This window comes from Streptomyces sp. NPDC054794, assembly GCF_053611585.1.
Window position 1 is genome coordinate 34,753 of the sequence record NZ_JBSHAQ010000049.1, and the last position, 25,913, is coordinate 60,665.

The 25,913-nt window shown below is 69.2% G+C and carries 23 protein-coding genes and 4 pseudogenes; 14 read left to right on the plus strand and 13 right to left on the minus strand.

What is annotated here, in order from left to right:
* Window positions 1-256: 256 nt before the first annotated feature.
* The gene (locus ACWGKT_RS37090; RefSeq protein ID WP_453277108.1) at window positions 257-916 is read right to left on the minus strand and encodes a TetR/AcrR family transcriptional regulator; all 660 of its coding nucleotides are present in this window, start codon (window positions 914-916) and stop codon (window positions 257-259) included.
* 349 nt (window positions 917-1,265) lie between these two features.
* Here ACWGKT_RS37090 and ACWGKT_RS37095 point away from each other — a divergent pair, with 349 nt between their 5' ends.
* From ACWGKT_RS37095 to ACWGKT_RS37120, 6 genes are all read left to right on the plus strand, one after another.
* Complete coding sequence (locus ACWGKT_RS37095) at window positions 1,266-1,502, plus strand: hypothetical protein (RefSeq protein ID WP_453277109.1); 237 nt, start codon at window positions 1,266-1,268, stop codon at window positions 1,500-1,502.
* A gap of 203 nt (window positions 1,503-1,705) precedes the next feature.
* Window positions 1,706-3,472 (plus strand): FAD-dependent monooxygenase, encoded by a 1,767-nt coding sequence (locus ACWGKT_RS37100; protein ID WP_453277110.1) that lies wholly within the window; start codon window positions 1,706-1,708, stop codon window positions 3,470-3,472.
* An 869-nt stretch (window positions 3,473-4,341) separates the two neighbouring features.
* Complete coding sequence (locus ACWGKT_RS37105) at window positions 4,342-4,518, plus strand: hypothetical protein (protein WP_453277111.1); 177 nt, start codon at window positions 4,342-4,344, stop codon at window positions 4,516-4,518.
* Between the two features lie 936 nt (window positions 4,519-5,454).
* Entirely contained in the window at window positions 5,455-5,868 is a 414-nt protein-coding gene (locus ACWGKT_RS37110) for a hypothetical protein (protein ID WP_453277112.1), read from the plus strand.
* A gap of 33 nt (window positions 5,869-5,901) precedes the next feature.
* On the plus strand, window positions 5,902-6,459 hold the full coding sequence (locus tag ACWGKT_RS37115) for an SsgA family sporulation/cell division regulator (RefSeq protein WP_453277113.1): 558 nt from the start codon (window positions 5,902-5,904) through the stop codon (window positions 6,457-6,459).
* A gap of 40 nt (window positions 6,460-6,499) precedes the next feature.
* Entirely contained in the window at window positions 6,500-6,829 is a 330-nt protein-coding gene (locus tag ACWGKT_RS37120) for an NIPSNAP family protein (protein WP_453277114.1), read from the plus strand.
* A 559-nt stretch (window positions 6,830-7,388) separates the two neighbouring features.
* Here the strand turns inward: ACWGKT_RS37120 and ACWGKT_RS37125 are convergent.
* The 5 genes from ACWGKT_RS37125 to ACWGKT_RS37145 form a co-directional block, all read right to left on the minus strand.
* Window positions 7,389-8,012, minus strand: a complete 624-nt coding sequence (locus ACWGKT_RS37125; protein WP_453277115.1) for a malonic semialdehyde reductase — start codon at window positions 8,010-8,012, stop codon at window positions 7,389-7,391.
* 62 nt (window positions 8,013-8,074) lie between these two features.
* Window positions 8,075-10,093 carry an acetoacetate--CoA ligase gene (locus ACWGKT_RS37130; RefSeq protein WP_453277116.1) on the minus strand — a complete coding sequence of 673 codons (2,019 nt, stop codon included), beginning with the start codon at window positions 10,091-10,093 and terminating at the stop codon, window positions 8,075-8,077.
* Window positions 10,090-11,712, minus strand: a complete 1,623-nt coding sequence (gene mhpA, locus ACWGKT_RS37135; RefSeq protein WP_453277117.1) for a bifunctional 3-(3-hydroxy-phenyl)propionate/3-hydroxycinnamic acid hydroxylase MhpA — start codon at window positions 11,710-11,712, stop codon at window positions 10,090-10,092. The genes ACWGKT_RS37130 and mhpA overlap by 4 nt, the downstream gene beginning before the upstream one ends.
* A complete protein-coding gene (locus ACWGKT_RS37140) occupies window positions 11,709-12,647 on the minus strand; it encodes a fumarylacetoacetate hydrolase family protein (protein WP_453277118.1) in 939 nt (312 codons plus the stop codon). The genes mhpA and ACWGKT_RS37140 overlap by 4 nt, the downstream gene beginning before the upstream one ends.
* A complete protein-coding gene (locus ACWGKT_RS37145) occupies window positions 12,644-13,789 on the minus strand; it encodes a VOC family protein (RefSeq protein WP_453277119.1) in 1,146 nt (381 codons plus the stop codon). The genes ACWGKT_RS37140 and ACWGKT_RS37145 overlap by 4 nt, the downstream gene beginning before the upstream one ends.
* Before the next feature lie 137 nt (window positions 13,790-13,926).
* Between ACWGKT_RS37145 and ACWGKT_RS37150 the strand changes: the two genes are divergently transcribed.
* Window positions 13,927-14,562, plus strand: coding sequence for a TetR/AcrR family transcriptional regulator (locus tag ACWGKT_RS37150; protein ID WP_453277120.1), 636 nt, complete (start codon window positions 13,927-13,929; stop codon window positions 14,560-14,562).
* Between the two features lie 445 nt (window positions 14,563-15,007).
* Here the strand turns inward: ACWGKT_RS37150 and ACWGKT_RS37155 are convergent.
* The 4 genes and pseudogenes from ACWGKT_RS37155 to ACWGKT_RS37170 form a co-directional block, all read right to left on the minus strand.
* A pseudogene (locus ACWGKT_RS37155) lies at window positions 15,008-16,050 on the minus strand (NAD(P)-dependent alcohol dehydrogenase).
* A 21-nt stretch (window positions 16,051-16,071) separates the two neighbouring features.
* Window positions 16,072-17,340, minus strand: coding sequence for a cytochrome P450 (locus tag ACWGKT_RS37160; protein WP_453277121.1), 1,269 nt, complete (start codon window positions 17,338-17,340; stop codon window positions 16,072-16,074).
* A gap of 62 nt (window positions 17,341-17,402) precedes the next feature.
* Complete coding sequence (locus ACWGKT_RS37165; protein ID WP_453277122.1) at window positions 17,403-18,806, minus strand: NAD(P)/FAD-dependent oxidoreductase; 1,404 nt, start codon at window positions 18,804-18,806, stop codon at window positions 17,403-17,405.
* Window positions 18,803-19,021: a ferredoxin gene (locus tag ACWGKT_RS37170; RefSeq protein WP_356309676.1), complete on the minus strand. Its 219-nt coding sequence runs from the start codon at window positions 19,019-19,021 to the stop codon at window positions 18,803-18,805. Before ACWGKT_RS37170 ends, ACWGKT_RS37165 begins: the two co-directional genes overlap by 4 nt.
* Window positions 19,022-19,255: 234 nt before the next feature.
* On the opposite strand from ACWGKT_RS37170, the gene ACWGKT_RS37175 reads away from it, so the two are divergent.
* The 4 genes from ACWGKT_RS37175 (at window position 19,256) to ACWGKT_RS37190 (ending at window position 22,305) form a co-directional block, all read left to right on the plus strand.
* The gene (locus ACWGKT_RS37175; protein ID WP_453277123.1) at window positions 19,256-19,390 is read left to right on the plus strand and encodes an integrase core domain-containing protein; all 135 of its coding nucleotides are present in this window, start codon (window positions 19,256-19,258) and stop codon (window positions 19,388-19,390) included.
* 443 nt (window positions 19,391-19,833) lie between these two features.
* Window positions 19,834-20,646 (plus strand): hypothetical protein, encoded by an 813-nt coding sequence (locus ACWGKT_RS37180; RefSeq protein ID WP_453277124.1) that lies wholly within the window; start codon window positions 19,834-19,836, stop codon window positions 20,644-20,646.
* 219 nt (window positions 20,647-20,865) lie between these two features.
* Window positions 20,866-21,456 (plus strand): restriction endonuclease, encoded by a 591-nt coding sequence (locus ACWGKT_RS37185; RefSeq protein WP_453277125.1) that lies wholly within the window; start codon window positions 20,866-20,868, stop codon window positions 21,454-21,456.
* 231 nt (window positions 21,457-21,687) lie between these two features.
* On the plus strand, window positions 21,688-22,305 hold the full coding sequence (locus ACWGKT_RS37190; protein ID WP_453277126.1) for a hypothetical protein: 618 nt from the start codon (window positions 21,688-21,690) through the stop codon (window positions 22,303-22,305).
* Here the strand turns inward: ACWGKT_RS37190 and ACWGKT_RS37195 are convergent.
* Window positions 22,266-22,835, minus strand: coding sequence for a hypothetical protein (locus tag ACWGKT_RS37195; protein ID WP_453277127.1), 570 nt, complete (start codon window positions 22,833-22,835; stop codon window positions 22,266-22,268). The genes ACWGKT_RS37190 and ACWGKT_RS37195 overlap by 40 nt on opposite strands.
* A gap of 586 nt (window positions 22,836-23,421) precedes the next feature.
* Here ACWGKT_RS37195 and ACWGKT_RS37200 point away from each other — a divergent pair.
* Window positions 23,422-23,919 carry an N-acetyltransferase family protein gene (locus ACWGKT_RS37200; protein WP_453277128.1) on the plus strand — a complete coding sequence of 166 codons (498 nt, stop codon included), beginning with the start codon at window positions 23,422-23,424 and terminating at the stop codon, window positions 23,917-23,919.
* 36 nt (window positions 23,920-23,955) lie between these two features.
* Here the strand turns inward: ACWGKT_RS37200 and ACWGKT_RS37205 are convergent.
* Window positions 23,956-24,183, minus strand: a pseudogene (locus tag ACWGKT_RS37205) (IS630 family transposase); the annotation flags it as partial.
* A 2-nt stretch (window positions 24,184-24,185) separates the two neighbouring features.
* Between ACWGKT_RS37205 and ACWGKT_RS37210 the strand changes: the two are divergent.
* Window positions 24,186-25,282: pseudogene (locus tag ACWGKT_RS37210) on the plus strand (Mu transposase domain-containing protein); the annotation flags it as partial.
* On the opposite strand, the gene ACWGKT_RS37215 reads toward ACWGKT_RS37210, so the two are convergent.
* Window positions 25,262-25,552, minus strand: a complete 291-nt coding sequence (locus ACWGKT_RS37215; RefSeq protein ID WP_453277129.1) for a hypothetical protein — start codon at window positions 25,550-25,552, stop codon at window positions 25,262-25,264. The pseudogene ACWGKT_RS37210 and the gene ACWGKT_RS37215 sit on opposite strands and share 21 nt — an antisense overlap.
* A gap of 190 nt (window positions 25,553-25,742) precedes the next feature.
* On the opposite strand from ACWGKT_RS37215, the pseudogene ACWGKT_RS37220 reads away from it, so the two are divergent.
* Window positions 25,743-25,901 (plus strand): annotated as a pseudogene (locus ACWGKT_RS37220) (ATP-binding protein); the annotation flags it as partial.
* Between the last annotated feature and the right edge of the window lie 12 nt (window positions 25,902-25,913).

The window sequence follows — 25,913 nt, forward strand, 5'->3', positions numbered from 1 at the left end:
ACTGGGACTCGTCTGGCAACCGCGGGAGACCGAGCAGCGGCCCCGGCCGGGACGCCCCCGCATCCCGCTCGACATCGACACGTCGCATCAGGTCGCGGCGGGCCGCCCTGCACATCGCCGTGCCACGGCTCACATTTTCTCTCACTGATCTACGCGGACGTGTCATCGCTCGTGAGCTTACGCCGCCGATCTGTGTACATCCTTTGAGGAATCCAGCACTAGGCCGATGGCCGTACAGTCCCCGTAATCGCCTACTTCAGGTCGCGGACAGCGGTGGCAGCGGCCGGGTGGCGATCTCCTGCGCTTCGGCGCGCGGCAGGCCGAACATGCACAGTAGGCGGGCGGCCAGTTGATCGGTGACGCGCTCGGCATCGAGGTCGGGGCGGGTCTCCAGGAGGTGCAGCACTCCGAGCAGGGCGCCGCCGGCCATGGCGACGGCGGTATGGGGGTCGTCGATGTCCAGCCGCCCACGGTCGGCGGCGGCCTGCAGGTCCCGCATCGCCTGCGGGGCCAAACCGCTCTCGGAGGTCAGATACGGCATGCCGGTGCGCGCGAGGATCCTGGCCATCTGCGGGTGGGTGCGCTGCAGTCGGCCGGTCAGGCGGACGCTGGCGGCGAAGACCTCCGCCGGGTCCTTCAGGTCTCCCACGACGGAGTCCAGAAGTGCGCCGTGTTCCTCCAGGGTGAGGGCGACCGCGGCGTCGAACAGCTCGTCCTTGCTGGTGAAGTGGTTGTAGAACGAGCCGAAGCCGACGTCCGCCGCCTCGGTGATCTCCTGGATGCTCACGTCGGCCCGCCCCTGCTCGGCGAGAAGCCGCTGCGCGGCGGCGACCAGTGCGGCCCGGGTGCGTGCCTTGCGCCGGTCCAGGCGGTTGGGGGCCCGGTTGCCGGCCCTGCCCTGTCCGTCGGTGCTCATTCCCACACTCTACCGAACAGATCAGTGCTGATTGTTACATCAGTGTCTCTTGACGAGTGCATCATCTGGACTGATTCTTTCATCACCACTGACCGGACACAGCTCGCGGGGGCCGGCCGGTCGACGCCATCCCCCAACTACGGAGAGCCGATGAGTATCCAGGTCGTCCGCACCGACTGCTGGTGGGTTGAGATCGCGACCGACGACGGTGTGCTCGACCTGGGCGAGCAGCGCACGGTGGTGCGCGCTCGCTGACGACTCCCGGGACCCCCGCCCGGGACCGGCCGGCCCGGCTCCCCGTACCGGGCCGGCCACCTGACCCCATCCCTCACCCTGCAAAGGCGCACCGGTGACACACACACCCGCCGACCTGCTGTGGCCCGCCCACGACGGCATTGCGGAGCTGCCCGCCATCGAGGCCGTTCCACTGCACGAGCGCGGCCTTCCTGCCACCACCTACGACACTGTGCTCCGCGCCGCCGGCCTGTGGCCCGACCATCTGGCCGCCTACTTCCACACCGGCGGCACCACCGGGATCCCCAAGCTCGGCGCGCACACGCACGCCGACAAGGTCGTCGACCCCTGACCGGGTGCTCTTTCGAGCCGTCCGGCCCCTCGCACCGAACTCGCCGTCACCATCTTCACCGCGAGTACGACCGCTATCCCCGCCTCGATACCGCCGACCACGGCGCCATCGGCCGCGGCAACTCGCTCCCCCTGCTCCCTCGCCTTTCCTGACGACCGTCCCCGTCCACTGGCCCCGAGCCGCGCCATCCCACGGAGTACCCCATGAACGACATCGACGTGCCCGTCCTCATCGTCGGCGGAGGCGGCGCAGGACTCACCGCCTCCATGCTGCTCAGCCGCATGGGCATCGAGTCCCTGCTGGTCACCGCCTGGCCCAGCACCTCCGTCCTGCCCAAGGCCCACGTCCTCAACCAGCGCGCCATGGAGGTCATGCGCGACGCCGGCGTGGCTGACACCATCTACGCCGCCTCCACCCCGGCCGAGCAGATGTCTTACACCGCCTGGTACGTCGGCCTGGCCGGCGACCACGAGGACTACGGCCGCCGCGTCGCCAGGATGGAGGCATGGGGAGCAGGCGGGAACTCACCCGAGTGGCTCGCGGCCAGCCCCGAGCGGCAGGCCAACCTGCCCCAGATCCGCCTGGAGCCGGTCCTGCGCGCCCGGGCCGAGGAACTTGCGCCCGGCAGGGTCCGCTTCCACCACGAACTGACCGGACTCGCCCAGGACGACGAGGGCGTCACCGCCACTGTCACCGACCGCGACAGCGGTGAGACGTACCGGGTGCGGGCTCGCTACCTGCTGGGCTGTGACGGCGGCCGCACCGTCGGACCCGCCGTGGGCATCGCGCAGGAGGGTGTGCGCAACCTTGCCCGCGTGGTCTCCTTCCACCTCTCCGCCGACCTGTCCCGCTGGGCGCGCGATCCCGACGTGCTGATCCGCTGGCTGTGGCTGCCCGACCTCGGTATCCCCGGCGTTCTTGTGCCCATGGGCCCCGACCACTGGGGACCCGAGTCCGAGGAGTGGGTCTTCCACCTCAACTACGGGCCCGATGACGGCCGCGCGCTGGACGACGAATCCGTACTGGCCGACATGCGTACGGGACTGGGGCTGCGCGAGGCGGACGTGACGGTCCACATGATCTCCCGCTGGTCCCTGGAAGGCGTGGTCGCCGACCGCTACCGCGCCGGCCGCGTCCTGATCGCCGGCGACGCCGCCCACCGCCACCCGCCCACCGGCGGCCTCGGCCTGACCTCCGCGATGCACGACGTCCAGAATCTCACCTGGAAACTCGCCGCCGTCCTGAACGGCCATGCCGGTGACGCCCTGCTGGACACCTACGAGGCCGAGCGGCGTCCGGTGGACGCGACCAACGTCCACCGCTCGCTGGAGAACGCCATGAATCACATCGCGGTCAACGCCCTCTTCGGCGGCGGGCCACAGGCCGGCAAGAAGGCGAACTGGCGCCAGGCCCGCCGGCTGTGGAGCGGGGACCCCGCCGACGCCGACTTCCGCCGCGCCTTCCTTGCCACCGTGGCCGCCCAGTCCATGGAGTTCAACGAACTCGGCGTCGAGTTCGGCTACGCATACGACTCCGCGGCGATCGTCCCCGACGGCACCCCCGCACCCGACAACCCCGATTCCGTCCGTGTCTACAAGCCCGCCGCCCGCCCCGGCCACCCGCTCCCCCACGCCTGGCTGGAGGACCTCGACGGCAAGCGCCTGGCCCTGGCTCGCCTGGTCCGCCCCGGCCGCTTCCTGCTGATCGCCGGGGAGGACGGCCAAGCCTGGTGCGAAGCCGCCGCGAAGCTCGCCGCGGTGAGCGGACTGCCGCTGGACGCGATCCGCGTCGGCCACCTCGAAGGCGACTACCGAGACCTGCGCTCCACCTGGACCGCCGCACGCGGCCACACCCCACAAGGCGCGGTCCTGGTGCGCCCGGACCGCTTCGTCGGCTGGCACACCCAGGGCTCGGCCACCGACCCGCTCGCCGAACTCACCACCGCGCTCGACACCCTGCTGGACCGATAGGGGGATCCACCGACGCCGGTGCCACCCGCTCCGCCGACCGCGGCCCCGGTCGGCGGAGCTACGCCCGGCTCTTCCCACCCGCACTCGCCTCCCGGACCTCGCGACAGCGCCGCACCACCGCCGTCGCGTGGGCCGCCAAAGGGACACGCCACAAACGACCCGACCCCCCGCCCCTGCCCCCGCCTCCGACGCCCACCAGGCCTGCACAGCGAACAGGGCGTCCTGCACGGGGAACACCCCGGGCCGCGCGACTCAGCCCGCCATCAAAGTCGTCGACCTGGACCGCGCCGAGACCTTCGCCCACGACTTCGGTTTCACCACCACCGCCCATACCGATGACACCCTCTACCGGCGTGGAGGCATGGCCGGCAGCCACTGCCTGGTGATCCGCCGCGGCCCCCGTCTCCCGGTTCATCGGCCCCGCCTTCCAGGCCGCCGCCGCGCCCTCGACCGGCCGGCCTGATCCACCGACCTCAAGGTCCGGGCCCTCACCGAGTACGGCGGCGGCCGCGCCGTGGACATGCTCGACCCTTCCGGCATCCCGGTCCGCGTCGTACGCGGCGGCACGCTGTTGTCCTCACCACCACCGAAAGCGACCTGCTCGTCTACAGCGAGCAGATCGCCTCACCGGCCGATACTCACGGGCTTCGACACCGCCTCTGACCCGGACACCTCGCCTCACGCCGGCCGGCGGCTCCGGGCCGGCTTCAGCTCTTGCCTGATCAGGCCCCAGCGAGACGGGGGAAGAGGGCCTCTGCGCTCCCGCGGTTGATCGCATCGAGCTGACCGGGCGCGAAGCCGTCGTAGCCGTCCAGCATGGAGTCGAGGAGGACGCCGGTCTCGTCCGGGGCGAAGGGGAAGTCGCTGCCATGGAGGATGCAAAGGGCGTCGTGGTGCGCCGCAGGTCCCCCGAGGACGAACGGCGCGTCCTGGTCAGCCTCACCGACGAGGGGGCCGAGCGGCTCGCCCTGCTCGGTCCCGGCTGCGGGAGCGCCAGAGCCAGGCCTACGAGGCGTTCACCCCGACCGAGCGAACCCAGCTCGTGACACTCCTGCACCGCCTCACCGAACTGGTCTCCGACTCCGCTACAGGCTGATCCGGTCCCGCCCCGGCCAGCCGGCAGGGAGCCCATGCCGGAACGGATGCACGACGTCATGGACTTCGTGCACATCGACGTGGGCCTGCCGGCCCGCCAAGCGCCGGGAGGCGGCCGACGGCGCGGTCCGGGTCTCGCGCCAGGGCTGGTCACGGGACGACGCCCGCGACGGAAGCCGCAGGACGGCACCTCACGCTTCACCGCCACCGGTCGGGCTCTTCTCGATCTCCACGTCACGTGCTCGACCTGAGACGGGGTGAGGCTCAGTGCAGGCGTGGAGGCGAGTCGACCCCTTCGTGAGCCGCGATTGTCGATGCTCTTGACCGCCGCCGCGAGAAAGAACTGGCAGCCCGACCCCAGGATCCCCCTGGATGTACTGAACGAGTTACTCGGCATGCCGATCAGTACGGGCGATGTCCCCGCGCACAACGGCTGGGCGATCTCCCCGCGAGCCTGGAGTCCGACCACTCCTCACGTAGTCCCTGACCTCGAACCCTCGTTCCCAGGACTGAGGCGATCTCCAAGCCGACCAAGCCGCCGACCAACAGAACCCGCTCCGCGCCTCCCGCCGTTCGGCCAACCCAACCTCGCCCTCGCCGGTACGCAGGGGCGAAAAGACATCGTCGCGGCCAAGGCAAGGACAGCCGGCCTGCCGAGGGGGCTGGCTACGGGCAGCTCGCACCGAAGAGCGGAATCCATTGGTACTCGTGCGCGCCAGTCACACGGTCAGCTACGTCACTTCGACATTTCCATACGACGTATGGTAACAATGGAAGGGCAATTCCATACGCCGTATGGAACTTGTTCGCTCGGACCACGCCGGGCGCCACACATCGCCTGACAGAACCGCCGTTGGCACAGCTCACGCCACCGGGAAGGGAAGATCATGAAGAAGCTCACGAAACGCATCGCCCTCACTGTCTCCTCCGTTGCGGTCGCCGGTGTCACCGTCCTCGGGGCCGGGGGCACCGCTTCGGCCGCGCCCCTTGCATCCGCGCACGCCCCGCGCCCGACCGAAGGGGGCGTGGCCGCTGATTACAGCTGGGACCACGGTGTCGGCTACCTGCTCGAGCAGGGCTACTCCTGCGACGAGACCCGCGGCTGGCACCAGGACCACCACGGCGCCGATGCGACCCGGCACGACTGCGACGGTCTCTTCTACCGCGAAGGTCACTTCTACCGCCGGGAGGGCGAGGGACACGGCTGGAAGTCGGACAGGCCGTACCACCACGATGGCAACCGCTTCGAGCACGACGGCCGTGACAGGGACCACCACGACCTGAGCCGTGACGACCGGTGAGGCGGGTACTGGTCGAGGCCGTGAGGCCGTGCTGTGAACGCCGCGCCACCGTGCAATGCGCCGGTCCCGTCCGGCGCCCGCGGCCTGCTGTACCGCCTCCGCACGCGCTACCTCTTCGCCACCGACCGGCGTGAGGCGCCGTCGAGCCACATCCAGGAGTGGAAGTCGATGAAGAAGTCCTTGAAGGCCGTAGAGCGGCAGGTGAGCGTGCAGCTGGTCGTCTCGCGCGCCTACTCATTGCCCCTGTGCATACGTCTGCGGTACGAGCCCACTGATCCCTACGTCGTCCGTACCGTTTTCTTCGTCGACTGTGACGAGCCCGTCGAATGGGTTCTGGGGCGGGACCTTCTGACTGATGGCCTGAAGGGTTGCGCAGGCTGTGCGGACGTCCGGATCTGGTCGGCCGTGGGGCGTGGTGACCAGTGGATGTACATCGCCCTCGGGTCTTCCGCGGGCACCGCCTTGCTCGAGGTCCCCGTGCGGGACATCACGTCCTTCCTTCAGGACACGGAGGCTCTGGTGCCACGGGGTACCGAGTCCGCACACATCGACTGGGATGCCGAACTGGCACACCTGCTCCCCCACGGCTGACCGCCGACCGTCCATGCTCTGAAGTCAAGGAACCAGCGTCATGCCCCAGTACCAGCTCCGTGTCTACACCCTGCGCAGCCCCGAGGCGCTCTCCGCCTACGAGAAGGTCTGGGCCCAGCACATTCCCGGTATGTCCAAGCACCGGATCACCACACACGGCGTCTGGACGGTGCCCGCGGCGCCCGGAAGCGGCACTCCCCGGCTGTACGCCCTCGTTTCCTACAGGCACGCCGACGACGTGCAGGAGCGGCTGGAGGCGTACCTGTCAAGTCCTGAATTCCGCGCGGACATGGAGGGCTTCGACATGAGTCAGATCGTCGGCCTCGACGAGACCCTGCTGACGCCCACCGTGGACTCACCCTTGCGCTGACGGTCGGCCTGCGACGAGTGACGCGGCCGAGGGACCGGCATCCGGCGTGCGCCAGTCGGCAGCGGCCATGGACGAAGGCGGTGAGATCGGCGGTGGCGGCCGGTCGGTATCTCGAGCGGCGGCCGCGCGGGATGTGGTCGCTACAGCCAGAGCGCTTTCGGGCGCGGTGAACGGCTCGACGGACGGTGATCACGGTGGCCATGAGATCGGGCGCCCGCCCAGTTGCAGCGCCCCGCGTAATGGCAGTTCCGCCATGCACAACCGACGAAGTGCGGCTCGCAGGGTGACGAATCCGCGGAGCGTGCTGAGCGGACCGGACGACGGGTTCGCCGATGCTCGCGCCGCCGTGACTGCGTCACCTGCCGGGAAGGGCGGTGACCGTCAGCCGGTCGTGGACGGGAGAGACCCGCCGGCATGGGAGAAGTGGACCGCTGGGCTGCGGCCGGCCGAGCAGCAGGCCGACTGACAGCGGTGGTGCCCCTCCCCCATCGCCCGCCCATGCCGCTCCTGGCGGCACGGGCGGGCGCAGCTGCAACGGTGCTGGGGACCGACCGGGTCGTCAGGCCCAGGCGACGGCGTCCTCAACGGGGACGCGGGGCAGCCTCGGGAACCACGGGTCGGCACCGGGATGACCGATGTTGACCACCAGATGTGAACGCCAGCTGGTACCCGTGAAGAACTCACCGTCCACGCCGGCCCTGTCGAAGCCCGCCATGGGGCCGGCCGCGAGGCCCGCCGCGCGCACCGCGAGAAGGAAAACCCCTGTCTGCAGTGCGGAGTTGTAGCCCGCGATGCTTTCGCGCTTCTCGGTCTGGTCGGCGAACGCCGCTCGCAGCATCTCGCCGCGGGCCGGGAAGACGGTCGGCATCTGGTCGTGGAAGTCGACGTCGTACGCGAGGATCGCCACGGCCGGCGCACTGAGGGTCTTGGCCCTGTTGCCCTCGTCGAGATGCCGGACCAGTCGCTCCTTGCCCTCACGGGTGCGCGCGAAGAGGACACGCAGAGGCTGGCCGTTGGCTGCGCTCGGCGACCAGCGGGCGAGCTCCCAGATCGTGGCGAGTTCGTCGTCGGTGACAGCCGTGGTGGCGAAGGTGTTCGCGGTGCGGGCTTCGGTGAAGAGGATCTTTCGCCCGGCATCGTCAAGGACATCGAGAGGCTGTTGTTCGCGGTCGGTGATGCTCACGGTTTCTCTCTTGCTTGGTGTGAGGATGGTGTGGTGTCGGAGCAGGGTCTCCGCTCCGAGGGTCAGGTGTGGTCTGTCGACCGCTTCTTGCGCTCCGCGCCCAAACGGGCGAAGTAGGCGATCAGTTCGGGGTTGTCGACGGCTCCGGGGTTGAGGACCTGCTCGGCGGCAGCGCCCTGGAGGAGCCGCTTGACGGGAACCTCGAGCTTCTTGCCGGTTTTCGTGTGAGGCAGGGCCGGTACGGCGAGGATCTCGTCGGGGACGTGGCGGGGTGAGGCGCCGGCGCGGATCGCGTCGCGGATCCGCTCGCGCAGCCCGTCGTCCAGGACGGTCCCTTCGGCGAGGACCACGAAGAGCGGCATCCAGTAGCCGCCGTCGGGTTCCTCCGCGCCGATGACGAGGGCCTCGGTGATCTCGGGGAGGCGTTCGACGATGTCGTGGATGTCGACGCTGCCCAGGCGCACGCCGTTGCGGTTGAGGGTGGCATCGGAGCGGCCGTGGACGATGACCGAGCCATGGGAGGTGTGGGTGATCCAGTCCCCGTGCCGCCACACGCCCGGGTAGGCGCCGAAGTAGGCGTCGCGGTAGCGGCTGCCGTCAGGATCGTTCCAGAAGTAAAGCGGCATCGACGGCATGGGCCGGGTGACGACGAGTTCGCCGACCTGGTCGCGAACCGGCGTGCCCTCGGAGTCGTAGGCGGCCAGTGCCACGCCCAGGTTGGGGGCGGACAACTCCCCTGCCCAGACGGGGGTCGTGGGTGCGCTTCCGGCGAAGCCGGAGACGACGTCCGTGCCGCCGCTGGTGGAGGCCAGTTGGATGCCTTCGCCCACGTGGTCACGGACCCACGGGTAGGTGGATGCGGGCAGGGCGGAGCCCGTGCATCCGATGACACGGACGGCGGACAGATCGTGCGCGGAGGGTTCGATGCCCAGTTTGGCCGTGGCCAGCAGGTACTGGGGGCTGGCGCCGAAGACGGTGACCCGGTGGCGGGCCGCCTGCTCCCACAGGATGTCCGGGCGGGCCTGCGGCGCGGGGCTGCCTTCGTAGGTGCAGGTGGTGGCTCCGGTCAGCAGGGTGGAGACAACCAGGTTCCACATCATCCAGTGGGTGGTGGTGTACCACAGCAGCCGGTCCCCGACGCCCAGGTCGCAGTGCAGACCGAGGGTCTTGAGGTGCTCCAGCAGGACCCCTCCATGGCCGTGGACGATGCCTTTGGGCAGGCCGGTGGTGCCGGAGGAGAACACGACCCACAGCGGGTGGGCGAACGGCACCGGGGCGATGGCGAGGTGTTCGACGCGGGTGGCCGCTTCCTCCCAGGCAACCACCAGCCCCGAGGGTTCGCCTTCGGGCCAGGTGAGGCCCACGTGGTCCACGAGCACCGTGCCCTTCAGCGTCGGCAGGGCGGCGGCCAGCTCGAGCGAGGCGGTACGGCGGTCGTGCGTGGTCCCGTTGAAGAGGTAGCCGTCCGCGGTGATGAGCGCGGCCGGTTCGAGCTGGGCGAAGCGGTCGGCGGCGGCCTTGGGTGCGTAGTCCTGGCCGCACACCGACCACACCGCGCCGATGCTGGCCGTGGCGAGGAAGGCGATGATGGCGTGGGGCGTGTTGGGCAGGTAGCCCACTACCCGGTCGCCCTGTCCGACGCCCAGGTCGCGCAGGGTGGCGGCGACGGAGGCGACCTGGGCGCGCACCTGCCGGCCCGTGATCTCGTAGCCGGCTCCGGTCTCGTCCAGCGCGGTGATCGCGGGCGCGTCCGGGTGCAGGTTGCGCACCGCGTGGTGGGCGTAGTTGAGGGTGGCGCCCGAGAACCAGCGTGCGCCGGGCATGGTTTCCTCGGCCAGCACGTGCTCGTACGGAGTCGTCGTGTCGATGTCGAAGTACTGCCACACCGCCTCCCAGAACCCTTCGAGGTCGGTGACGGACCAGCGGTGCAGAGCCTCATAGTCGGTGGGTTCGTCAACTCCCTCGGCGCCCTGGTGACGTGCGGCCCACCGGGCGAAGTCCGCGATGCGGCTGCGGGCGGCCGCCTTCGGGTCGGGAGTGAAGAAGGGGGCCGGGTACGGCGTGGGGTGCGGGGTGGTCATGGTGTGGTGCTCCTCGGCGGGGGAACGGCCCGGGCATCAGGCGTACGGCGGCCCGTGTGCAGCAGGGGTGCCCAGGCGGCGGTGCCGGTGAAGTCGCTGGTGCCGGCGGGGACGGTGTCCATCACGACACGGTCGGGACGCAGCAGGACGGCGTCCGAGCGGCCGCTTGCCAGCCAGGCGGCCAAGGTGCCGTCGTCGCCCAGGTCGTCGACGTGGATCGGGGGTGCGCCCAGGGCGGTGGCCACGGCCGTCATCCGCGCTGTGGGCGGTACAGCGGTCAGGACGGCGAAGGAGTTGCCGAGGACGTCATCGAGGCGGACCACCCCGCCGTCGTGGCGTACCCAGGGCTGCGGGCAGAAGGTTCCGGCCAGTGCGCGGCCCGCCGGCCGGGGGCGGCGCCGTACGAGCGGGCCGGCGGTCAGAGCGGGGCTGAGGTCGCGGCTCACTGCCGCGGTCACGCCGGGGATGCGGCAGGCCGTTCCCACGAGAGTCCGGCGGAATGCCGCACTGCGGCCCTGGCCGCCTGTCATGGCCCAGCCCACGGCGACCGCGACGCGGATCAGGTGGCGGGCGTGCGGCTTGCGCTCGTGCTCGTAGGTGTCCAGCAGTCCGTCGTCCGCGCCCTGTCGCAGGACGCGGGCGAGTTTCCAGGTGAGGTTGTAGGCATCGCGCAGGCCGGCGCACAGGCCCTGCCCGACGAAGGGCGGCGTGAGGTGGGCGGCGTCGCCCAGCAGGAAGACGCGCCCTTGGCGCCAGCGGTCGGCGAGGCGGGCCCGGAAGGTGTACTGCGCCTGCCGGATCACCTCGAAGTCGTCGTCCTCTGGCCCGTCGGACGGCAGATCCAACCAGGGGGCGACCAGCTCGCGCAGGCGCTCCCGGCCCTCCGCGCCGTCCAGGCGCTCGTCGTCGTCCAGCCGGAACTCCCAGCGGTAGCGGTCCTCGCCGACCCGCATGTAGGTGGCCGGACGGGTGGCGCAGCAGATCTGCTCGGCTCCCTCCCAGCTGTTCACCCGGCGGCTGGTGCGCACGTCGATGACCCGCCAGCTCTCCTCGAAATGCAGGTCCTCCCAGGCGGCACCGATGGCCTCCCGAGTGAGGCTGCCCGCACCGTCGCAGCCGAGGACGGCGTCGGCCCACAGGTGCTCCTCCTCGTCGCTGCCGTCGCGGCGGAAGGCCACTCGCACCGGAGCCGTCCCGTCGGCGGGCTGCGTGACGGACACGGCCTCCACGCCGCCCCACAACTCGCATTCGGGGCGGCGCGCCAAGGCGCGCCGCAGCAGGCGCTCCAGCTCGGGCTGGTCGAACATGTTGGTCTGCGCGAAGCCGTGGTGGCCCTGCAGGGATCGCGGGAACTCGGTGATCAGGCGGCGCCGCGGATCCAGGAGCCGCAGGCCCGGCGCCGGGCGCGAGACGGCTGCGAACTCCTCGTGGATGCCGACGCTCTGCAGGATCCGGCAGATCTCGTCGTCCGCGACGACGGCGCGTGGCAGGGGGTAGATGTCCCGGTGGCGTTCGAGGAGCAGGCTGCGCACCCCGTGCCGGGCGAGCAGGAGGGCGGCCGTGACCCCGACCGGTCCCGCGCCGATGATCACCACCGGTCTCCGGGCTTCGGCGCTCACCTCGCGTCCGCCACAGCGGTCCGCTGCTCACCGAGGTCGATCCGCCCGTCCGGGGTGGCGATCGTGGCGGTGATGAGGTCACCGTCACGCAGGTAACGCGGGTTCTTGGCCTGGCCCTTGAAGAACGCCTTCCACCTCGCCGCGGGCGGCAGCAGCGCACTGATCTTCGCGACCGGCGCGGGCGGGGCCTTCAGGGCGGTGCCGCCGGGGGTGCCGGTCAGCAGCAGATCGCCCGGGTCGAGGGTCTGGAAACGGGCGAGCAGGGTGAGCGCCTGCGCGGGCCGTACGATCATGTCGGCGAGCGTGCGGTCCTGACGCGGTGCGCCGTTGACGTTCAGCCGCAGCCGCAGGTTCAGCAGATGGGCGAAGTCCTCGGGCTCCAGCAGGGCCAGGTACGGGCCCGTCGGCGTGAAGGTCGGGTAGGACTTGCTCTCGTAGAACTGGGTCTTGGTCAGCTGGACGTCGCGGGCGCTGACGTCGTTGGTCAGGACCAGACCGGCGACGTAGCGCGGCAGGTCCTGCTCCTCGACGACGGTGCCCACCGGCAGGGGTGCGCCCATGACGAGGCCGAGTTCCACCTCGTAGTCGAGGAACCTCACGTGCGACGGGCAGACGATCGTGTCGTGGGGACCGCTGACCGAGCCGGAGGCCTTGCGGAAGAAGGTGGGCGGGATGTCGCCGGTGAAGCCGGAATCCTTGGCGTGACTGCGGTAGTTGACCATCTGGGCGACCACCCGGCAGGGGGTGGTGACGGGGGGCAGCGCGACCATGTCGACGACGGGCGTGCCGCTGTCGGTGGAGGCGGCGGCTTCGCGGACCGCGTCCCGGTCGGCGAGCAGTTCCGCGGTGGTGACGGCCTTGGTCTCGATGCGGACGGCCCGCTCGTCGCGGACGACCCACCAGCCGTCGGGGGTGCGCAGGACGTTGGTGCTCATGAGCTCATCGCTTTCATCAGGCCCAGCAGGCGTGCGGGGTCGAGTTCGTTGTCGTCGCGCAGGGCCCTCATGACCTGGCGCAACTTGGCCGGGGACGGGCTCGTGCCCAGGAAGTCACGCGTGACCGGCGGCCCCCACTGGGCCAGACCGCTCGCCGACATCGGCGCCCACCCCGGTTCGAGGTCGCAGGAGAACAGGTCGCCGTCGGCGAAGTGCTCCAGCATGAAGCGGTCGGGGTCGCGCCAGTAGTCGAAGAGCTGGCTGCCCTGGATGTGCCGGCCGATTCCCCAGCTGCGCTGGTAGCCGCGCTCGGCGAGGTACTCGCCGCCGGCGGCGATCGAGTCGAGGTCGGTGACCTGGTAGGCCGAGTGGACGTATCCGGTTCCGGGCCCCAGGTGCAGGGCCAGCGTGTGGTGATCGACCGCCACGCTGCCCTGGTCACAGCGGATGAATGCCATGGTCGGCCCGCGCTGGCGCTGCCCGTCCAGGAACAGGAAGTCGGACACGATCATGCCGAGCGTGTCCAGGTACCAGTCCAGAGTGCGAATGAACGACCTTGTCTCCAGCACCACATGACCGAGGCGCTGAATGCGCGACGGCTCGCGCGGGGGCCTCTGGGTGGCGTTCGTACGACGGTGGTCCGTGCCGAAGTTCAGGATCAGCGGCTCCTGCTCGGGCAGCGCGGGCAGCTGCTCGCCGCAGTACACGACGCGGACCGGGAGGCCGGAGGGGTCGAGCAGCGAGACCGACTTCCCCCCGCCGGGCACGTTGATGTCCCGGACGGTATTGCCGGTGGCTGCGGCCAGCCGGTCGAGGTCGGTGCGCTCGGCCGCGCGGAACGCCGGCCCGACGAAGCGGGATGCATGCCCACGCCGGATGACCATGCAGGGTGGGCCCGCGAAGGTGCCGCGCAGCCAGAGTGCCTCCTCGGTGCGGGCGGCGATCGCGAAGCCGAAGTCGCGCGCGAAGACCTCGGCCCGGTCCAGGTCCGGCTTCTCGAACTCCAGCCAGGCCAGGTCCGCCGCCTTGATCACGGGGTTCTGGGACCGGCCGGGATGTTCGCCGCGAAGGGCCCCCTGCTCACTGTGGAGGTCTTCGTGAGGTGTCGGCGGAGCGGCCTTGTTAACGGAGGTGTGGGACATGGTGTCCTCCAAGCAACACTGCTGTAATGAGGAAATCATCAGCTTTGCCGAACCTCATCGTCAATAGGCTGAAGGCGAAATATTGAGGATCTCATCAGTAATGGCACACCCATCGCAACGGTTGTTACACTCGCCGCATGCCGACGTCTGCCCCGCCCAAGAACCGCTTCGAGCGCCGCCGCGCCGAAACCCGTCACGCGCTCGTCCGGGCGGCGCGGCAGATCCTGGCGGAGACCGGGGACACCAGCGCCAGCATCCAGGCCATCGCCGAGCGCGCGGACGTGGGTTTCGGCTCCTTCTACAACCACTTCGAGTCCAAGACGGAGCTGTTCGACGCCGCGGTGACGGACGCCCTGGAGGAGTTCGGACAGCTCATCGACGAGCGAGTGGGAGGGATCGACGATCCGGCCGAGCTGGTCGCCGCCGGATTCCGGCTCACCGCCAGGATGGCCGACTCCCACCCCGAGCTCACGCGGATCCTGCGTGACCGCGGTCTGGCCTACATCCACTCCGACCGCGGTCTCGCCCCGCGAGCGCTGCGCGACCTCAAGATCGGCATCGCCTCGGGTCGCTTCGACTGCGCCAACGCGACCACCGCGCTGTCGGCCGTGGGCGGCACCCTCATGTCCCTCGTGGCGCTCCGGCTGGCCCGCCCCGACCTCGACGGCGACGAGGCCGCAACAGATCTGGCCGAAATGGTCCTGCGCATGCTCGGCGTCCCTGCGGACGACGCCCGTGAGATCACCCGGCGCCCGCTGCCGGACCTCGACTGACGGCTGAGCAGGCAACACGTCTTCGGAAACCCTTGTTTGTCATACGCGGGCGTAGTCCCGGAAGGAGCTTGGCGACGTTCTTGTCGGTGATTCGCCGCCAGGTGGTGCCGCCTGGCTGCTCCGCGGCGTCCACTGAGGCGATCTGCGCGGCGACCAGGGTCCAGCAGTAGTCGCTCCTGTACAGCAGCCGGTCGCTACCGAACGCCCGGACGAGGGCCGTGACCTGCTGCGGGAACGGGGTTCCGGCCATGTCGAACCACAAGGTGGGCCGCGAGCATCCCGGCCACCCGCCGCCTGGCCCGCTCCGGCCGACCGGCGCCCACCCGCGTCAAGCGGTCCGCGGCCTGAACAGCCCCGGCCGCACTTCGGTCAACCAGCCCGGCCGCCCCACGCCCGCGGCCACAGCACATGTCCTGGTGTCCCGTTCGGGTTGACACGTCGGTACTCATGCGACGGGAGTGATGACGGCCCGTCCTTGGATCTTGCCCTCGTGCAGGAGCTGGTAGGCCTCGCCGGCGCGTTGCAAGGGGAAGTGCTCGACCAGCATCTTGATCTTGTCCTGCGGGCGAGGGTGATCACTTCCATCAGTTCGGTGAGGGAGCCCCAGTAGGGCGAGGCGACCGAGCACTCGTGCGGCGGGCTGGAGAAGTCGACGGGCAGGGCTCCGCCGCCGAGGCCGACGATGGTCAGGTGGCCGAGCATCCTGGCCACCTGTGCAGCCATCCGCAGTGTCGGGTCTGTGCCGACCATGTCCAGCACGAGCTGAGCGCCCTGCTGCGCCGTGATGTCCCTGATGCGGGTGATCGTCTCGTCGCCCGAGAGCAGTGCCTCGTCGGCTCCCATGCCCTTGGCGGTTTCCAGTTTGCCGACGTCGGTGTCCACGGCGACGACGGTGGTCGCCGCGCTGAGCGCGCGCAGAATCTGGATGGTCATCTGGCCCAGGCCGCCGGCCCCGATCACGACGGCGGTCGCGCCCGGTCCCAGCAGGTGCAGCGACCGTTTGACAGCGTGATAGCTGGTCAGTCCGGCGTCGCTGAGCGGGGCGGCCTGGCGAGGGTCGAGGCTGCCCAGCGCAATGAGGTAGCACGCCGCCGGGACCAGCAGGTACTCGGCCATGCCGCCGTCGTGACCGCCTCCCAGGCCCGGTCCCTGACCACCGAGGTCCTGGCAGTAGTTCTCCCGGCCCTGACGGCAGTTGGCGCACACCCCACAGCCCCAGGAGCCGTAAACAATCACGGGGTCTCCCGCCGCGAACCCGGAGACAGCCGGCCCCAGTCGCTCCACCCACCCCGCGTTCTCATGGCCGAGCGTGAAGGGCGGATGTGTGAAGCCGGGCAGCGGTGCGTGTGCCTGCATGATGTGCAGATCAGAGTGGCATGCACCGGCACCCCCGACCTTCACCAGGACCTGCCCCGGCCCGGGCTCGGGCACCGGCACCTCGCGCAGCTCGGGCGGCTGTCCCCAGCCGACGAGTTGAAAAGCCCGCATGGCGATCCTTTACACACCGGATCAGTCGCGGATGCCGTCGATGTCGACCAGGACGTGGCGCGGGCCGCGGAAGATCTGGTTGTGCCGGTACGGCGGCGGGTCCTCGACGAGCCGGGGGTTCTGCACCCGGCGGACGAACTCGCCGACCGCGACCTGGACCTCGAGCCGCGCGAGCGGAGCGCCGAAGCAGAAGTGGATGCCCTGACTGAATCCCAGGTGCTGGTTGTCGCGGCGCTCGAGGTCGAGTTCGTCGGGGTCGGTGAACCGTTCCGGGTCGCGGTTCGCCGAGCCGTACGCCAGGAAGATCGGCGCCCCCTTCGGAATGGTGGTGCCGGCGATGTCGATGTCTTCCACGGCGGAGCGGGTGTGCCAGAACTGCACCGACGACTCGAAGCGCAGCAGTTCCTCCACCCCGGGCACGATCAGCTCGGGGCGGCGGCGCAGCTTCTCCAGCGCGTCGGGGTGGCGCAGCAGGGTGAGCACGCTGTGGGCGATGAGGTTGACCGTGGTTTCGTGTCCCGCGAAGATCAGGAGCAGGGCGTTGCTCACGAGCACGCCCTTGGACATCCGTCCCTCCGGGCCGTCCTCGTTCACCATCGCCGAGAGCATGCCCGGGCCGGGCTGCTGGGCGTACCGGTCGAGCAGATCGGCTGCGAACTGCCCGAACTCCCGCACGGCCTGACGCCCCCCGGCCTGCCGGCTGCGGATCTCTTCGGAGGCGGCCTCGGGACCGAAGTCCAAAGCGTCCAGGGCCGTCTCGACCCATTGGTGGAAGCGTGGCTCGTCCTCCAGCGGCACGCCCAGAATCTTGCAGATCACCGTCACCGGCAAGGGGTAGGCGAAGTCGTCAACGGCATCGATCCGGGTCTTGCCCCTCATGTTGTCAAGGAGGCCGCCGACGATGCGACGGATCTCGGGCTCCAGGTCGGAGATAGCGTGAGGTGCGTGGGGCGGGCCGACGAAATGCGGCACCATCATCCGGCGGTCCCGATCGTGCTCGGGCGGATCGCAGGTGATGATGTTCGGCTCGGTCAGCACCGCCCTGATCGGCTCGGCCACCGGCTCCGCCGAGCCCTCCGTCTGGGCCGCGGCCGGGACGGGACGCTTTCGTAGATCCGAACTGACGCGGGGGTCGTGCAGCAGCGCCACGATCTCCCGGTAGGTGCTGACGACATAGGTTCCGTCCGGCTGCCGCGCCACTGGTGTCTTGCGCAGTTCCTCGTAGAACGGGTACGGGTTGGCGCGGTTGGCGTAGCGGAGGGCCTGCTGCCAGGGGGTTTCCTCGACCACGAGGCTCCCCTCCTTCTTCCTGTCGGTGCTGTGCGCTTGCACGCTTGACCCGGCGGGCCGGGTCAATGACGCCGCGGCCGGAACTCGGCCGTCCGCTCGCTCGGGGCGTGTCCGGTCAGGACGACGTCGGGGATCGCCGTCGGGACCCTCGGGTCCGGGAACTCGGCCGGCACCGGCTTCATGTCGGGCGGCTGGTCCCAGCCCGGCGGTGGAGGCGGGAAGGGACCGGATTTCTCGATCAGCTTCCCGTAGTACTCCAGCCACTTGCCGTGATCGAAGGTGACGGCCGCGACGATGCGGCCCCGGTGACCGTAAGCCGCTGCGAAACGACGCTCCGCAACAGACCCCTGCGCGAAGACGATCTCATCAGCGAAAGGCGGCACACCGACGGACTTGATATTGACGCCGAACTGACCGGACCAGAAGCCGGGCAGCAGCAGATGCGGGCGATAGTGGGGCTCGAGGTTCACCATGTTGTGCGCCGCGACCTCGGCGCCGAAAACGGCGTTGTCCCAATGCTCCATTGCCAGGAACTGGTACTCGTACAGCACATGCGGCGCACGCGCCACATCCCCTGCCACGTAGATGCTGTCGGTGACCACACCGTTGATGTCGAAGGCACGGCCACCGGCGTCGCACCCGACGCCCCAGAAGCCGGCCGCCAGCCCGGAGCCCTCCAGCCATTCCACATTGCGGATCGAGCCCAGCGAGGCCACCACCACGTCGGCGTCAATGGTGGACCCGTCCGAAAGTTCGGCACGCCGCACATGTCCGGCGGCGTCGCCCTCAAGCGACGACACGCCCAGCCCGCAGCGCAGGTCCACCCCGTGGTCGCGCTGCATCTGCGCGGCGATCTCCCCGATCACCCCACCGAGCGCGCCGACCAGTGGCGCCGAACCCCGCTCGACTACGGTCACCGGGACGTCGAGCTCCCGGCAGACCGAGGCCACTTCCGAGCCGATGAACCCGGCGCCGATGACCAGGACCCGTGACGGCGACTCAGCCAACGCCTTCTGCAGCTGCGCGGCATCATCACGCGAGCGAATGGTATGGACCCCGCGCAGGGCGGCCTCAACCGGGTTCGGCCACTGGCGTGCGCGGGTGCCCGTGGCGATCAGCAACCGGTCGTACGGGACCTGCTGACCGTCGGCCAGGCGCACCTGCTTGGTGACCCGGTCCAGCCCGGTGGCGGCCACCCCGAGCCGCCAGTCCGCATCCACTTCCCGCATGCGGGGCAGCTTGGTGTGGTCGGCCGGCACCCAGCCTTTGAGTACTTGCTTGGACAGCGGGGGACGGTCGTAGGGCTCGTACGGCTCGTCCCCGATGATGGTCAAAGAACCGGTGAAGCCCTCCTCACGCAGGGTCTCCGCGGCCCGAAGCCCGGCCAGAGAGGCACCCACGATGACAATCCGGCCGCTGGCCCTGAACTCGCGCACCAGCTCTGCGACCGTTGCACGCAAGGTCATGACGTCTCGCCCCGCTCCGCGCCGTCCAGGCGGTCGATGACGATCGCCTGCACAGGGCACGCTGCAGCGGCTCGTTCGACCTGCAGGCGGCGCTCATCATCGGGGTTTGGCTCATATGTGAGCGCCTCTTGACCATTCAACCTGAAGACCTCGTGCGCCAGATACACGCATTGGGCGTATCCCTGGCATCGATTCAGGTCCACGGCGATCCGCATGGGCAGACTCCTTCCGACCTGCCAGCCCAGCTGGACAGCTCACCCGTCGCCCCGGCCGACGCCACCGGCTGAGCAGCTTCTTCGCCACGGCACTACCTTCACGGTGGCGCTTCCCGCTGGTGACCGACAGGATCCGAAGGTCGCAGGCACATCCGATGGCGTCGGCATCGAGGTTCACCCAGCCGTTCCGCCCTAAAAAAATACTCGTCCCGCCTTCCGACGATCGCAAACCCGGTGCCACGGGCGATCTTCCAGTGGATCACCTGGTACAACGAAGAACGCCTCCACTCCGCACTCGACTACGTCCCGCCCGCCGAGTACGAGCACGCCTTCTGGCGGAGCCAGGAGCACATCCCGCAGTCCGCCTGAACCATCAAGATCGGACTCTACGAGACTCGGGGCAGCTCAGAGGTCCTTTAAGTGGTCAAGTTTAAAAGTCCTTCGGGGGTTGACTGCGGAGTCGGTGTTGTGGGTGTCGCCTGGTCAGATGCCGTGGGCGGCGAGGTGGAGTTGGCAGGCGCAGTCAAGGGCTTCGGGGCGCCGGCGAGGACGCCGTTGGGCGGGTCTTCGTAGCGGTTGTTTCTGTCGCAGTAGGGGGCGAAGTTCCACTTGCTGGTGGTCCCGCCGCAGCGCAGGCGCATCAGCGGACCTCCTCGCCGACGGCCAGTCTCGCCTCCACGTAGGCGAAGGCCCCGCGGTGGTTGTCGCGTCGTTCTGGCCAGTCCGGCAGGCCACACCGCCCGAAGGCCTGAACTGCCATTTTCTGTTATGCCAATTGACACACTATTAAATTCTCACCTAGGGTCCTGCCCATGGAGGAACGCAGGGGACGCGGTCGGCCCCGGAAGAATCCGGAGCAGCTCGCGCGATGGACACCGCCCGAAGGCTGGTCCCGGCTGGTCGCTTGGATCTCGCCCGCGGAGAAGAAGGCTTTGAAGCGGGTTGCCGTCGAGGCTGAAGTTTCGGTCGCGGACCTGGTCCGCGCGCTGGCGGGCGGCCTGGCGGCTGGTGCCATCACTCACGAGGAACTGGTCGGCCACGTCAGAAAGGGCATGCAGGTCATGGAGAAGATCCCCACGCTGTTCGAGCGGGACAGCGACTTTCGGGTCGTCGACCGGCCGCGGGCGGAGTGTGCATGGGTGTTCGACGGCGAGGGGGCCCCGACAGAGAAGCTCGACGGAACCAACGTCCGTCTCACCGTCCGGGCGGGCCAGCTGGTACGGGTGGAGAAGCGGCGCAACCCGAGCAAGCTGCAGAAGGAACAGGGGATCAAGGACGGCTGGTACGTCGACACCGCCGAGAGTGCCGCGGAGGACAAGTGGGTTCTCGCCGCCGCCCGCAATACTGACGTCACCTCGTGGCCGGACGGCGAGCACTCCTGCGAAGCGCTCGGCCCCCGCATCCAGGGCAACCCCCTGCGGCTGGACGACCATCGGTGCGTGCCGTTCAACCTGGAGGTGCCGGTCTACCAGGGTGTGCCGCGCGACTACATCGGCCTCCGTGACTTCCTCGCCGAACTGGAGAGCCGCTTCGTCCCCGGCGCCCTGGCCGAGGGCATCGTCTTTCACCACCCGGACGGTCGCCGCGCCAAGATCAAGCGCAAGGACTTCCCTGTCTCCGCCTAGAAACCAGGAGACCGCCGAAGATCTTGCTCCGACTGCCCGGCTCACCCCGGATCACCAGTGAATGCCAATCTGTACGAACTGGTGTAAGCCGAAAGCGATTCCAAGATCTTGAGGACACTCAAAGAGCCGGCCCCAGGGCCCGGTACCTGATCCGCGCGGGGAAGCCACATCGCGGGATGCGGGAAGCACGAGGTGACAAGCCGAGGGGGAGGATCGCGCATGGAAACGTTGCTGGTGCTGGTGCTGGCGTTGGGCTGTGGCTTGATCGTGGCCGTGTTCCGCTACCTCGCTTCCGGTGATAGCGATGATGACCCTCACCTCACGGCTCGTTTGCAGGCGAAGTTCAAGCGGTTGGAGCAGTACGGGCGCCTACCGGAGCCGGTGATCGACATGGGCGCCCCCGAGTTCGAGGAATACATCGCTGCTCTGTGCCGCCGTGACGGCTGCACCGACGTGCAGCGGGTCAGGGGCGACCACACGGGCGGCCAGATGACCGGCTACCTGCCGGACGGCCGGAAGGCTGCCGTGAAGTGGCAACGAGAGTGCGAGGACAGCTCTGTAGTAGACGCCGACTGCCTCCGAAGGTTCGACGACGCCGCTCGCGCAGGGCTTGGTGCCGAGGTGACCATCTTCATCGTCCTCGGGCCGCTCGACAAACGCGAGTACAGGATCGCCGCTCGCCGTCGCTTGACGCTGATCGACGTCGACCGGCTTGAGTCCTGGATGAAGGGCACCACCTTGAGTGCGCTAGCGCTACTGGTACCGGAGAACGGCAGGCCGGGCACGAACCGCAAGAGCGCCCACGACTGACAGGGCACGGTGGTAGGCCGCGGAACGATGGCCCACGAAGCGTGTCCAGCACAAGCTTGGCCCTCTGCGGTCTGAATCCGACCTGCAGCCACGGCAGTTGTGCCTACCAGGGGCACCGGGATGCGCTGAAGGAGCGCAGAAGTGAGCAGGAGTGGAACGGAGTTGGGGGGCGGATGATGTGTGTGACTACCTTCGTTTTGTCGCTGCGTGTGGAGAGACCGGAGAGCAGCTGTGAGTGATGGCCGTACAGAGCTTTTCGTATCCCCGGACAAGAGCCGGTTCGGGCGCGTGGCACTGGCAATCGTGCCGGCGGTCATCGTGCCGGGTATCAGCATGGCACGCATGCTCGCGGGCGGGCGCGGCACCAGTGAGGGGCTCGGGCCGATGGCGGCACCCGCGGCCATCACCCTCGTCGCGCTCCCCTTCCTGTGGTACGTGGCCTATGCGGTCCTGCACACCGTGAACACGTATGTGGCACTCGTGGACGGCGCCGTCCTGGTGCGCAACTGGGCGCGCCGGCTGACCGTCATCGAAGGGCCCGGCTTCGTGGCCCGGACCCATATCAACTCCAGCGGCATCGCCGGCGCGGTGCTCGTCGTGGGTGACGACCGCGCCGCTGTCATGCTCAATCCCCGCCAGTGGCGTGAGGACGAACTCGACAAGGTGTGGCGTAAGGCGGCTCTTCAGCAGCAGTTCGGAGGTACGCCGACCCCACGTGAACTTCGCAAGCGTTACCCGACTATCCGGATACCTCTCTACATCCGGTTTCCCGGCATCGTCTACACCTTCTGGACCATCCTCGTCTTTCTCTACATCGGAGTGGTGGTCAACGTCTTCGCCCGCATCTGAGGGTGCGGCGAACCGGACGCCGACGAGGTGTGTGAAGGCCACTGATTCCCTCGCCGCGCGGCAGAACCGTCTCCGAGATCACGAGGGATCTTCAGTCGAGGAGTCTTCGTAGTGGTCGCTTCAGGCGTAGTAGAGGGCGAAGCACTGCTGATGGTCACGCCGTAGCGCAGGCGCATCAGCTTGACCTCCTCGCCGACGGCCAGTTCCGTCTCCACGTAGGCGAAGCCCCCGCGGTAGCGGACGTGCAGCCGCCTCAGCTGCGGCCCAGCAGTGCGGGCGTGCTCGCCAAGGCGCTGCTCGAGTGAGAGTCGGGTGGACTCAGGAGGTGTGGACACGGCAGCCCTCCTGCCCGACGGTCCGGGACCGGACACGGCAGGCAATGGCCTGTCGTGATCCACTTCTCCCGATCGGCGCTTGTCCCAGAAGACGTGGATATCAGCGCCCTGCACCCCGTAGCCGACACCGCTCTCCACCCTGACGCTCTGCTGCGATGTGATGGGCTGGCGGCCCTTGTCCTTCTCGAAGCTCACGGGTTGCCGTCTCCGTCATCGCCGCTCAAGCTCCGCGGAGGCGGGAGCGTCGCGCCTGGGGCGCCCGTTTCGTAGTGGCTGACATTTCCATTCATTGACGCATAACTGGCACCTCCCCTAATCACGATGCTCTGGTATTGGTGCGACCGTCCGCGGCCGCCATCCCCGGATGGGTCAGGCTCAGGTGGCCGAATTTCCCGCCGAACCCCAAGCACGGAGTTCGAGGCCGCGTTCTCCAGCTGGGTCGGCGACGACGAGGCGACCTACGCCGAGATCGCCTCCCACGCCCTGGCCAGTACGAAGGGCGCTCGCTGATGCCGAAGCCGCGCCGGAAGCATCGGAGCAAGCAGGAACGCGAGCGCCTGCTCATGGCCCTGGCGAATCCCGTCCCGCCAGGTAGCATCGGTCCCCGAGTGATCAGCATCCCTAGTGCCGTGACCGGATAGGTTCATCGAGGTCTCGTGGTCTGCGGGTGCGTGAGGAACCACCGCTCCCCGGTTCCGACTGGTCGCAGGGCTGAACGACCTCGTTGGCGTGGTTGTAATCAACTTGCTGCCCGCCCCGTCGGGCGGGCAGGGTCTGAATCATGCTTGAACTACGCACCTTGGAAGCAGACGACTGGCCCCTTTGGCGGGAGTTGCGACTGGCCGCGCTTGTTGAGGCGCCCTACGCGTTCGGATCGACGCTGGCCCAGTGGCAGGGCCCCGGCGACCGAGAGGAACGCTGGCGTGCCCGTCTGTCGATTCCCGGCGCGCACGATCTCATCGCGCTCCTCGACGGCCTCCCCGTGGGCATGGCCAGCGGAGTGCCGGGCGAGGGAGCAGAGAACGTGGAGTTGATCTCGATGTGGGTCAATCCCACGGCTCGAGGCAAGGGCGTGGGTGACTACCTGATCCAGGCGGTCGAGCGGTGGGCGGCGGAGCGCGGTGCCACGACGCTGCGGTTGTCCGTCATGCCGGACAACCGCAAGGCGACCGCGCTCTATGAGCGGCACGGTTTCACGGACACGGGTGAGCCCGGCGATCTTCTGCCCGATGGCGTGGCCAGGGAGCGGGTCATGGCGAAGAGCCTGGCCGCTGTCTGATCTCCACATCCGGGCACGGCGGGATCCCCCACGTGCTCAGGCTGCGGCGGCGAGGGGGCGTCCGCCCCAGCGAATGCCCTTCTCGCTGCGGACGCGAGCGCGTTCCCGGCGTTGTGCGGCGAGTATGTCGGGGTGGCGGGCATTGGCATTGCGTCGGCGCAGGTAGGCGTGCAGCGCCCGGGTCTGCACCGTGTGATTCGGATGGTTGGAGTTGGCCAGGGTGAACTGTCGCAGCGGGCCGAAGTGGGCCTCGATCGGGTTGGCGGGACTGGGGCGAAGACCCGCGCATCGACGGCAGACGCACCAGCCTGTGGTGCGCGTGGCTGGCCTGGTTCAGGTTCCGGGTGGTCATCCCGGTGCTCGACAAGACCCTGCCCACCGTCGCGGCCTGCCTGGATGCGACGTTCCGGACGCTGGGCGGGGTCCGAACCACTGCCTGACCGACAACGAGAAGACCGTCACGGTCGAGCACGTGGCCCGGATCGCGGTCCGCAACCCCGAGCTGGTGCCGATCGCCCGCTACTACGGCATGGTCGTCAGATCGTGCATGCCGGCCGACCCGGCCTCGAAGGGCGGGACGGAGGCCACGGTCCGGATCGCGAAGCGGGACCTGGTCCCCACCGCGGTCAACCTCCGACCCGACTACGGCGACTTCGCCGAACTCCAGGAAGCCTGCGAGGACTTCATGGCCGAGGTGAACGGCCGCATCCACCGCGGGACCCGGCGGATCCCGGCCGAGCTGCTGGCCGAGGAACGGCTGCGACTGCACCCGGTGCCCGATCAGCCGTTCACCGCGGCTTTCGGCGAGACCCGCCGGGTCGGCAAGGACTCCACGATCTCGGTCGAGTCGGTCCGCTACTCGGTCCCGCACCAGCTCGTCGACGAGCGCGTCTGGGTCCGCTTCCACGGCGACGAACTGATCGTCACAACGATGGCTGCGGGCAGCGCGGTCGAGGTCGCCCGCCACTTTCGCTCGACGCCGGACAGTCCGCGAATCGCCGACGAGCACTACCCCGACGCCCCGCGCGGCGAACGCACGCCGAAGCCGACCAATCCATCCGAGGCCCAGTTCCTGGCCATCGGACCCGGGGCGGCGGCCTGGCTGGTCGAGGCCGCCGCGACCGGCGTCCGCCGGATCCGCGCGAAGATGGCCGACGCCGTCGCGCTCGCCAAGCTCTACGGCACCGCCGACGTCGACCGCGCTCTTGGCACCGCCGCGACGGTCGGACGCTTCGCCGAGGGCGACCTGCTGTCGATCCTGGACCACCAGGACGAGCACGACCACGCAGAGCCGATCCGCCGCAGCGAGACCCACAGCCTGCAGCCGGGCACCTCTGCCTGGTCAGGCTTCGGTTCGGCCTGACTCCTGATCGACCAGGCCGCAAGCGAAGGGAAAAGCCTCCAAGAACTCCCGACGGCTTGGGTCCTGCTCGGCCTCCGCCAGGTCCGCGAGGACGGTCAGGAACCGGTCGCGCTGGTCTTGCGGCAGCCGCGTCAGCACCCAGCTCACGCTCTCCATCATCTTCACCGCGGAGTCGGGGTCGACCTCGTCGTCCTCGCAACTGTCGAGGAACCAGACGACGTCGACGACCAGTCCGGCGAGGACGGGCACCAGTGGGTCCGTGTCAGCCATCCGGGCAACCTATCCGACCCCCATGACAGCAGCACCACTACCCCGGCCGACGGGCATCACGCGTCGGCCCCGACATGGAAAGAGCACGCTCCATGAACGACAGTCCCGCCCAACCGGCCGAGAAGCGGCCCGGCATGCAAGCACCGCGTCAGCGGTCGCCGCGACGTCCGGCGCCGCGTTCGACGAGGCGATAGCGCTGACCCGGCGCTTGAAGCTGCCGCACATCCGCCGGGCAATGGCCGAGATCGTCCCCACGGCTAAGGCCCAGCGGTGGGATCCCGCCGAGACCGTGCGGGCCCTGCTGGCCGAGGAGGCAGCCGGCCGCGACGCGGCCAACCTCCGCGGGCGCTGACGCGGAATC

What these genes read in the sequence shown, in the direction of transcription:
- ACWGKT_RS37105 (WP_453277111.1), top strand. Translation starts at nt 4,342, where the DNA reads ATGGAGGATGCAAAGGGCGTCGTGGTGCGCCGCAGGTCCCCCGAGGAC.
- ACWGKT_RS37140 (WP_453277118.1), bottom strand. Translation starts at nt 12,647, where the DNA reads ATGAGCACCAACGTCCTGCGCACCCCCGACGGCTGGTGGGTCGTCCGC.
- ACWGKT_RS37185 (WP_453277125.1), top strand. Translation starts at nt 20,866, where the DNA reads ATGGAAACGTTGCTGGTGCTGGTGCTGGCGTTGGGCTGTGGCTTGATC.
- ACWGKT_RS37170 (WP_356309676.1), bottom strand. Translation starts at nt 19,021, where the DNA reads ATGCGGATCGCCGTGGACCTGAATCGATGCCAGGGATACGCCCAATGC.
- ACWGKT_RS37100 (WP_453277110.1), top strand. Translation starts at nt 1,706, where the DNA reads ATGAACGACATCGACGTGCCCGTCCTCATCGTCGGCGGAGGCGGCGCA.
- ACWGKT_RS37145 (WP_453277119.1), bottom strand. Translation starts at nt 13,789, where the DNA reads ATGTCCCACACCTCCGTTAACAAGGCCGCTCCGCCGACACCTCACGAA.
- ACWGKT_RS37120 (WP_453277114.1), top strand. Translation starts at nt 6,500, where the DNA reads ATGCCCCAGTACCAGCTCCGTGTCTACACCCTGCGCAGCCCCGAGGCG.
- ACWGKT_RS37215 (WP_453277129.1), bottom strand. Translation starts at nt 25,552, where the DNA reads ATGGCTGACACGGACCCACTGGTGCCCGTCCTCGCCGGACTGGTCGTC.
- ACWGKT_RS37180 (WP_453277124.1), top strand. Translation starts at nt 19,834, where the DNA reads ATGGAGGAACGCAGGGGACGCGGTCGGCCCCGGAAGAATCCGGAGCAG.
- ACWGKT_RS37150 (WP_453277120.1), top strand. Translation starts at nt 13,927, where the DNA reads ATGCCGACGTCTGCCCCGCCCAAGAACCGCTTCGAGCGCCGCCGCGCC.
- ACWGKT_RS37130 (WP_453277116.1), bottom strand. Translation starts at nt 10,093, where the DNA reads ATGACCACCCCGCACCCCACGCCGTACCCGGCCCCCTTCTTCACTCCC.
- ACWGKT_RS37110 (WP_453277112.1), top strand. Translation starts at nt 5,455, where the DNA reads ATGAAGAAGCTCACGAAACGCATCGCCCTCACTGTCTCCTCCGTTGCG.
- ACWGKT_RS37165 (WP_453277122.1), bottom strand. Translation starts at nt 18,806, where the DNA reads ATGACCTTGCGTGCAACGGTCGCAGAGCTGGTGCGCGAGTTCAGGGCC.
- ACWGKT_RS37090 (WP_453277108.1), bottom strand. Translation starts at nt 916, where the DNA reads ATGAGCACCGACGGACAGGGCAGGGCCGGCAACCGGGCCCCCAACCGC.
- ACWGKT_RS37200 (WP_453277128.1), top strand. Translation starts at nt 23,422, where the DNA reads ATGCTTGAACTACGCACCTTGGAAGCAGACGACTGGCCCCTTTGGCGG.